This is a genomic window from Photorhabdus stackebrandtii, assembly GCF_011189495.1.
GTDB lineage: Bacteria > Pseudomonadota > Gammaproteobacteria > Enterobacterales > Enterobacteriaceae > Photorhabdus > Photorhabdus khanii.
Genome location: NZ_PUJV01000057.1, coordinates 1 through 7,214 on the forward strand (window position 1 = coordinate 1; position 7,214 = coordinate 7,214).

The 7,214-nt window shown below is 46.7% G+C and carries 5 protein-coding genes and 4 pseudogenes; 2 read left to right on the plus strand and 7 right to left on the minus strand.

What is annotated here, in order from left to right; translation table 11 throughout:
- A pseudogene (locus C5470_RS20880) lies at positions 1–96 on the plus strand (IS5/IS1182 family transposase); the annotation flags it as partial.
- A gap of 25 nt (positions 97–121) precedes the next feature.
- On the opposite strand, the pseudogene C5470_RS20885 reads toward C5470_RS20880, so the two are convergent.
- From C5470_RS20885 to C5470_RS20915, 7 genes and pseudogenes are all read right to left on the minus strand, one after another.
- Positions 122–406, minus strand: a pseudogene (locus tag C5470_RS20885) (type IV conjugative transfer system coupling protein TraD); the annotation flags it as partial.
- A gap of 100 nt (positions 407–506) precedes the next feature.
- Complete coding sequence (locus tag C5470_RS20890) at positions 507–1,043, minus strand: integrating conjugative element protein (protein WP_166291672.1); 537 nt, start codon at positions 1,041–1,043, stop codon at positions 507–509.
- Between the two features lie 5 nt (positions 1,044–1,048).
- Positions 1,049–1,672, minus strand: a complete 624-nt coding sequence (locus C5470_RS20895; protein ID WP_207627066.1) for a transglycosylase SLT domain-containing protein — start codon at positions 1,670–1,672, stop codon at positions 1,049–1,051.
- Positions 1,651–2,388 (minus strand): TIGR03759 family integrating conjugative element protein, encoded by a 738-nt coding sequence (locus tag C5470_RS20900; RefSeq protein WP_166291679.1) that lies wholly within the window; start codon positions 2,386–2,388, stop codon positions 1,651–1,653. Before C5470_RS20900 ends, C5470_RS20895 begins: the two co-directional genes overlap by 22 nt.
- 2 nt (positions 2,389–2,390) lie before the next feature.
- A complete protein-coding gene (locus C5470_RS20905; RefSeq protein ID WP_166291674.1) occupies positions 2,391–3,185 on the minus strand; it encodes a hypothetical protein in 795 nt (264 codons plus the stop codon).
- A gap of 586 nt (positions 3,186–3,771) precedes the next feature.
- Complete coding sequence (locus C5470_RS20910; protein WP_166291676.1) at positions 3,772–4,788, minus strand: IS110 family RNA-guided transposase; 1,017 nt, start codon at positions 4,786–4,788, stop codon at positions 3,772–3,774.
- A gap of 281 nt (positions 4,789–5,069) precedes the next feature.
- A pseudogene (locus C5470_RS20915) lies at positions 5,070–6,015 on the minus strand (IS110 family RNA-guided transposase).
- A 255-nt stretch (positions 6,016–6,270) separates the two neighbouring features.
- On the opposite strand from C5470_RS20915, the pseudogene C5470_RS20920 reads away from it, so the two are divergent.
- Positions 6,271–7,109: pseudogene (locus tag C5470_RS20920) on the plus strand (IS5 family transposase).
- The last annotated feature ends 105 nt before the right edge of the window (positions 7,110–7,214 follow it).

Here is a 7,214-nt window from a genome sequence, read left to right on the forward strand (position 1 = left end):
GCAATAGCAACAAGATACGACAAACTTGAGCGAAATTATGCCAGTATGGTTGCCATGGCTTTTATAATGATGTGGTTACCCATGTGGGCTGTATAAGTTATGTACACGAAACGTCAACAGCCCCTAGAAACAATCTCTGATGACTGATTGGCACCTGGTGGCTGGCCATCACATAACGGGGCAATCGTCGGATATTACGTCGGTAGTTCAGTACACGTAGCCCCTGCCGGAATCGGAGACCTGATAACACGCCAAAACCTGCCGCCGTGACATAACTGACAGACGGCGACAATGCCACAGCCCACGGCGCTGCGATACAGACACCGGCGGCAACCGCCGAAACAACAGCAGTATTCAGCTCAACAGCCGGACGTAATCGCGCTTCAATCACATAACGATCGCTCATCTAGCCCACCATAACACCACAACTGCCAACAACAATCCCAACAAAAGCACGGTGAAACTGTGTGGTAACACCAGTTCGAATATAGGATGACGGGGCCACATCAACGCACCTGCTGGGTTAAGCCAGTATCAGTAATCAACACTGGATAATGCTGTAAGCGCAAACGACGAGCCAAATCACTACCGGAAGCGGGGGCTAATACCAATCCCTCTGCAAGCTGGCGTAGTTCATCCAGTTGTGTTTTATCTCGCACACTAACCAGCAACCCCACCGCCTGCTTTTTCCTAAGACCAATCAAATTTTTCTTCAGCCACTGCTTTGATAAGGCATCATCCCCAATCATGAATAACGCCCCCATTCCCGGCAATTGCAACGGACGGGCGTCAACACGTCCGGGAGACAATTCCGGTGTTTCCACCGGTAACATTCCGCCTTCGGTTAAATCCGGCGGGGCCACCGCCGCATTTGAAGTGGCGGTCAGTTCATCATCCTGAGCATTAATGGCATCAAAATATGCTGCCGTAGATTGTCCACCTAAATCAGCCACAATAGTCAGTGCAGCCTGAGAACAGGGCGTCAATATCATCATCATTAAAAATAAATGGGAGCGATAACGGATTAAGTTATGGATTAACATCTTCTTTACTTTTCCTTCGGTTCAATCCAGGTCAGTGTCGTATTAGCCACAGCAATATTGGTGGACAAAACAGGATATCGGGTCTCCAGCGTGCTCAGTTTACCTGCGACGATTTTCCGATACTTACTCGCGGGCTGACCGCCAGCGGGATGGTGATAACAGCCTGCCGCATTCAACCAACTCCCCGGATTGGATTGATAACAGTTTTTCAGAATACGGGCTGCCACATGAAGATTAGTATAGGGGTCCAATGCATCCCAATAAGAACGAAAATAATGGCCGTTCCAGCCTAAATTCACTTGAGTAATCCCCACATCAATACGTTTGAGGGGTACGCTGCGCATAAATCCCTGCAACGCCTGCCAGACCGCCTGTCGTGTTGCATAACGATAACTTTTTCCAGCCACATTGAGCGTCCACGGCCAGGGACGTTCATGTTTCTCCTGTGGCAAACGTTTTGCCGATTCAGCCAGTGCCAACGCATAAAGCATTTCAGCGGGTACGCCATGCACCCGCGCAATCTGCTGATACCCAGGCGGCACAGTCTGCTTTACGGCGGCGGCTATACCCTCGGTCACCCAAAAAAAGCTGCCCGCCACAGCGAGACTCAAAATGCCACCACACGCCATCCGTCATTCTCATGTTGTAGCACGACCGGCATTTTCCCCTGACCAAATTGTCGCCAGCGCCCGTTGTCATGATTGAGTGTGATTTTTCGACTACGGACTTTTTCTGATGGAATATGATGTTTACCTGCCCAGGTACGTAAAACATCATCGTTGCCTTCACTATCCACCAGGTAAATATCCATCTCACGGTCAGCTGACAAGGCAGCAGCCAGCCGGGCATCACAGGCCGCGCAATCCTCTTTCACAAACAACGCCAGCCGTCCCTGATTACCCTGTGCGATTCCGTCCCCCTTCCCTAAATTAACCGGCAAAATATTCGGTGCCAGACGTTTCCAGGCCGCATCCACAGCCCGCTGGAACGCCAGTTCCTTTTCAGTACGGACATATTCCTGCCTGACCCACAATTCTGCATAATGTTGACGCGCTTGTACTGTTTCTGCCTCAATGCCCAATGCACTCAACGGATCAAGCCCTGGCGACTGAATACCCCGTTGACCCTGCATCAATTGCTGATAACGCTGAAATTCGGCTTCTGTCAGTCCCCACATTTGCGCCTGAATACGGTGATTTTCGGCCTGCATAACCTGTTGCTGGGTCGCTTTCGCAACCGTGGTTGTCTGTTCCGAGATAGCAACTTGTGCCACCGAGGCTGACAGGGGCATGACAACGCCAACCAGCATCAACCAACGCCTCTGGCTGAAAAAACCTTTTCTCATCATTATCCCTCGTTAACTGACAGGGTTTGACGGTGCCCTTGTACCAGGAACAAAGCCTGATGATCGGAGATACTGACCAGAGTCCACTCAAATGCGCTTTCACCCAGAGTCAGTAAGCGCATTTGAGATATTTGGGAATGAGGATCTGTGTCTCGTGGAACAATAACGGCATAAACTTGTTCTCCCCGACGTTCAATACCTGAAAGTATGAAAGGAGCAACTCTCTGTTTCTTAGTTCGAAGAACCTCCCGGTCAGGTGTGCCAGCTTTTTTACCAGCATACTTTTCCTGCTGAGATTTCCACGCGATTAATGCGTCAACGCGTATTTCCTGCTGTTTCCCGATATTTTTCAGTACATTCACTGCTTCGGTAAGATCCTGATGAGCACGGCTTAAATCAGTAACTGACTGTGCGAGCTGTTTTTGTTGGCCGTTGGCGGACCCCTGTTGTGCTATCAATGCCTGATGAAACCGGTCATTTTGCATTTGCCAGTCCTGGCGGGGGACAAAGCCGATATCTGCTTTATCAAGCCGTTCGTGCAGCTTTTGCACCTCATCAGGCAAATGCTGGAATGATCCATTTCGCATCAGTGACTGAAATTCCACTAACTGATGATGTTGCTGCCGTACCACGAATGCCAGAAACGCTATACTGACAATAACAAGTAATATTGACAGATACCCCAGACATTTTTTTAACGACAACAACCTAGGTTGGGTCTCTCGAGAAACCACCTGCCGCAAGCTGTCAATTTCAGCCTCAGACGTCGACGACAGAGACGGTATTTCAGTTGTCATACACAACATCCTTGTTTGTTTTATTTAGCGCTGTGCCTGGCGTACTTTTAGTATTATCGGGTTGCTTGACAAAACAACGGACACAGAAATGCGACTTATTCAGTAGTGATTAGAGTCTAATCATACGATTACCCGATACAGGGAAGAATACTGGGCAAAACCAGAGAGGATGACGATAAAAAACTCAATATGAAAAAATGAAAATTACACTCCAATATAGAGAGCATAAAATCTATGGTCACCTATATGAACGCATCCCGTTTGCAAGACAGAAGTTATTGTGACATTGAAGGTAGATTGCAGCGCTATATTCGTACATGAACTCCCGCTTATGTGCAAGATAAGTTCGTTGAATGACGGTCATAACTGCGTTCGTACATTCGGCTTCTGTGTTTGCAGGTTATTTTCTGCTGAGCCATGATGGATATATGCACACTTGCTCCTTATCGGCCTTCAGACCTTTATTCATTCTTGGTCGTCGGATATATCAGGTTTTGCAGGTGTCGGTTTGACCGATCTCCCATCTCACTTTTCCTGCGCAATTAGCAAGATCAATACAGCTAAAATAAATTTCATTCCTCTGTGATTACGATGTCACTCTGAACTTTTCTTCACCCGTTAATATCACCCATGATATTCTGGCGATCTTATTTGCCAGCGCGATAGCCACAATATTTACCGGACGACGCTGCATCAGTTTTTTTATCCAATCGCCATAGTTATCATGCCTTCGGTTTATATGGTAAATCACTGCTCTGACACCCTGAACCAACAACTTTCGTATATAACCATCACCCCGTTTCGTTATTCCAGCGAGTCTGGTTTTTCCACCACTGGAATATTGTCTGGGGGTTAACCCCAGCCAGGCAGCAAAGTGTCGGCCATTTTTAAACAGACGAGGATCGCCAACGCGACTGACAATGGCTGTGGCGATCACTGGCCCAACACCGAAAATGGTGGCTAACCGTTGACAGACATCGTTCTCTTTGAAATATCTGTCAATCATTTCGTTAAGCTCACCGATCCACGCCTGTAAACAGGATAATTGTTCAAGATACATCCTGCCCAGCTTTCTCAGGATAGGAGTTATCACGGACTCACCATCCTCTATAATCTCAAGGAGACCTTTTTTTAGCGAAGACAGCCCGATCGGAAATATGATGCCTTCTTCTGAAAACAGACTACGGATCTGATTTGATTTAGCCGTTCTTTCCTGAATAGCCCCTTCCCGTATTCGGTGCAATGATTGTAATGATTGCTGCTCTGCACTTTTTATGGGGACACAGTGAATATCCCGTCTTGTGACTGCCATACCGATCGCAGCAGCATCATTAGCATCATTTTTTCCGCCGACAACAAAAGGTTTAACGTATTGGGTTGGCAACAAATGAACCGTGTGCCCCAACTTTGTCAATTCCCGTGCCCAATAATGTGCACTATGGCAGGCTTCGATCCCAATCAGTGCTGGCTCCAGAGTCGCAAAAAACTTCAACACACTATTTCGACGTAACTTCCGTTTAATAATGGCTACGCCACGGTGGTTGGTCCCATAAACTTGAAAAATATTTTTAGCAATATCAAGACCGATGATGAGATTAAGCATAATCTCCTCCCAAAACTGGCTAGATTTTATTGATGAATTCCCATCTTACTCCGTGAGGAGCGGGAGTTCATAACATCAGCCTTGTTACAGCTAATACTGCGGGCCTCGATGTAATCCTCTGAACTGCTCCTTATTCCTCGGACGAGCTTGAAGCTCTGGTGACCATTCAGGTTTAGCAAGTCACGGTCTCACCTTTCTTTGTCATTGCTGTTCTTGCCTCAGCAACCTTTCTGCATTCATCTTTTTTAATTGAGTTGAAATGAATTTACCTGTGAAATACCTCAATAAGGTCTGACACTGACATAATCTTTTTGGCATTCCCGTTGATGGGCAACCAGTGCCCAGACCGTGCGGGCCGCAACACTGACCGGGCGTCGTTTTTTCAGTTCGCATACCCAGCGGTGGTGTTTTCGTGCATAACGTTGCGACTCTGGTGCCATGGATAAACAGTGTCCTCAGATACGTATCCCCGTGTTTACTGATACCCAGTAGCTTAACCCGGCCACCTGTTCCTATTTGTCAGGGAACTAAGCCTAGATACACGGAAAATTCTCTGCCTGACCGGAAAGCAGTGGGATCCCCCATCGTAGTGATAGCCGCTGTGGCGATCAGAACACCAACACTGGGAATTTTCATGATCCGCTGACAATCCTCATTCTGTTTTGCCCACTCAGTCAGTTGTTTTTCCAGACGTTCAATCTCTTTATCAAGTTCACTCAGGCGATAATATTGCTCTTCAATCAGTCTGGTCAGGAAGGTGGAGAGTTTTATCCTTAGCCGCTCAAGCACCTCTGGCATCGCTTTGTCCAACGAAGCCTGCCCCTTATGTACCGTCTCACCAAATTCCAGTAACAAGCCATTCAATGCATTAATTTGTGCGGTTCTGAATTTTACTAACTGATTGCGCATATGGTGCACAGAAAGTATTGTTTGTTGTTCTTCGTTTTTGATAGCTACCGATTTACCCGGTTGCTGAACTGCTATCCAGATTGCCTTGGCGTCCATCACATAGTTTTTGTTACCCATACGGAAAGCTTTAACAAATTTGGCCTGGAGTAAACGAACCTCGTGCCCCTGCTTTCTCTGCTTCCGCGCCCAATAGTGAGCACCACCACACGCTTCCATACCAATCAGACAAGGTTCCCAGTTGCTGAAAAAAGTTAAAAAATCCCGTCACCGTAGCTGCTTATCAATGATTTCACCGGTATATTCATCGACAAAATGAATTTACATTAGATACTTGGTGATATCGACGTCAACAGGAGTATATTTCATGATGTGGGTCCTCCAGTTATCAGGGAGCAACAAGCTTCCCGCTTAGGCCCTATAAGTGCCGGAAATCTGAGAGGATCTACACCTTACCTCTCAATTTCATCACAGTGCTGATGGTTATGTGGTTGGGATGCGTTCATACTAAGCTGTGTCCCGCAATAGATTGAGATAGGATAATCATCTGGCTCAAACTTTCGGATAAATCCTGTTATGGCTCGTTATGATCTGTCTGATGCAGCATGGGAATTACTGTATCCCTTATTACCTCCTGAACATGCTCAACGGGTGGGACATCCTTACGTTGAACACCGTCGGGTTATCAATGGCATGTTTTGGTTTTTATGTTCCGGTACTCCCTGGCGGGATTTACCCGAACGTTATAGTTCCTAGAAAACCGGCTATAACCGTTTTAATCGGTGGTCAAAATCAGGGATCATTAATCTTATTTTCAATACATTACTGTCGATTCTGGATGAGCTGGGTTTAGTCGACTGGTCAGCCATCTCACTGGATAGCAGCAACATTCGTGCGGCACATTGTGCGGCTGGCGCCCAAAAAAACATCACGATATCGCCGGAGATAATGGTCTGGGTCGCTCTCAAGGTGGTTATGGCTCCAAAGTCCATCTGGCTGTCGATGGAAAAGGACTCCCACTGAATCTGGGGCTCAGTGCAGGTCAGTGTCATGAAAGCCAATATGCACTACGTCTGCTGGATGGTCTTGGCATTCAGCGTAAAAACGGTTTTATGAAACGTCGTTCAAAAGCGGTTATTGCGGATAAAGGTTACTCCAGCCAGTCATTACGTAATCGGTTAAAAAATCAGGGAATAAAAGTGATCATTCCGTATAAATCAAACGAAAAAGCCCGGTCAGATGGACAGGTCAAATTCGACCATGCAACTTATCTAAGACGAAATGTTGTGGAAAGATGTTTTGGTCGACTGAAAGAACATCGTCGCATTGCCACACGTTATGAAAAAACAGCAAGAAACTTTATCGCGATGGTGAAATTAGGGTGTATCCGTTTATTCTTCCATATGAAAGGTTGAAACCACCGACTTTAGTCGGTCAGCTTTAGCTGAGATACTGTGTTGCATGGGAGGTGCAACATGGATTACAGATACGGTAGTCACACAGTATTTCAGATTGAATAC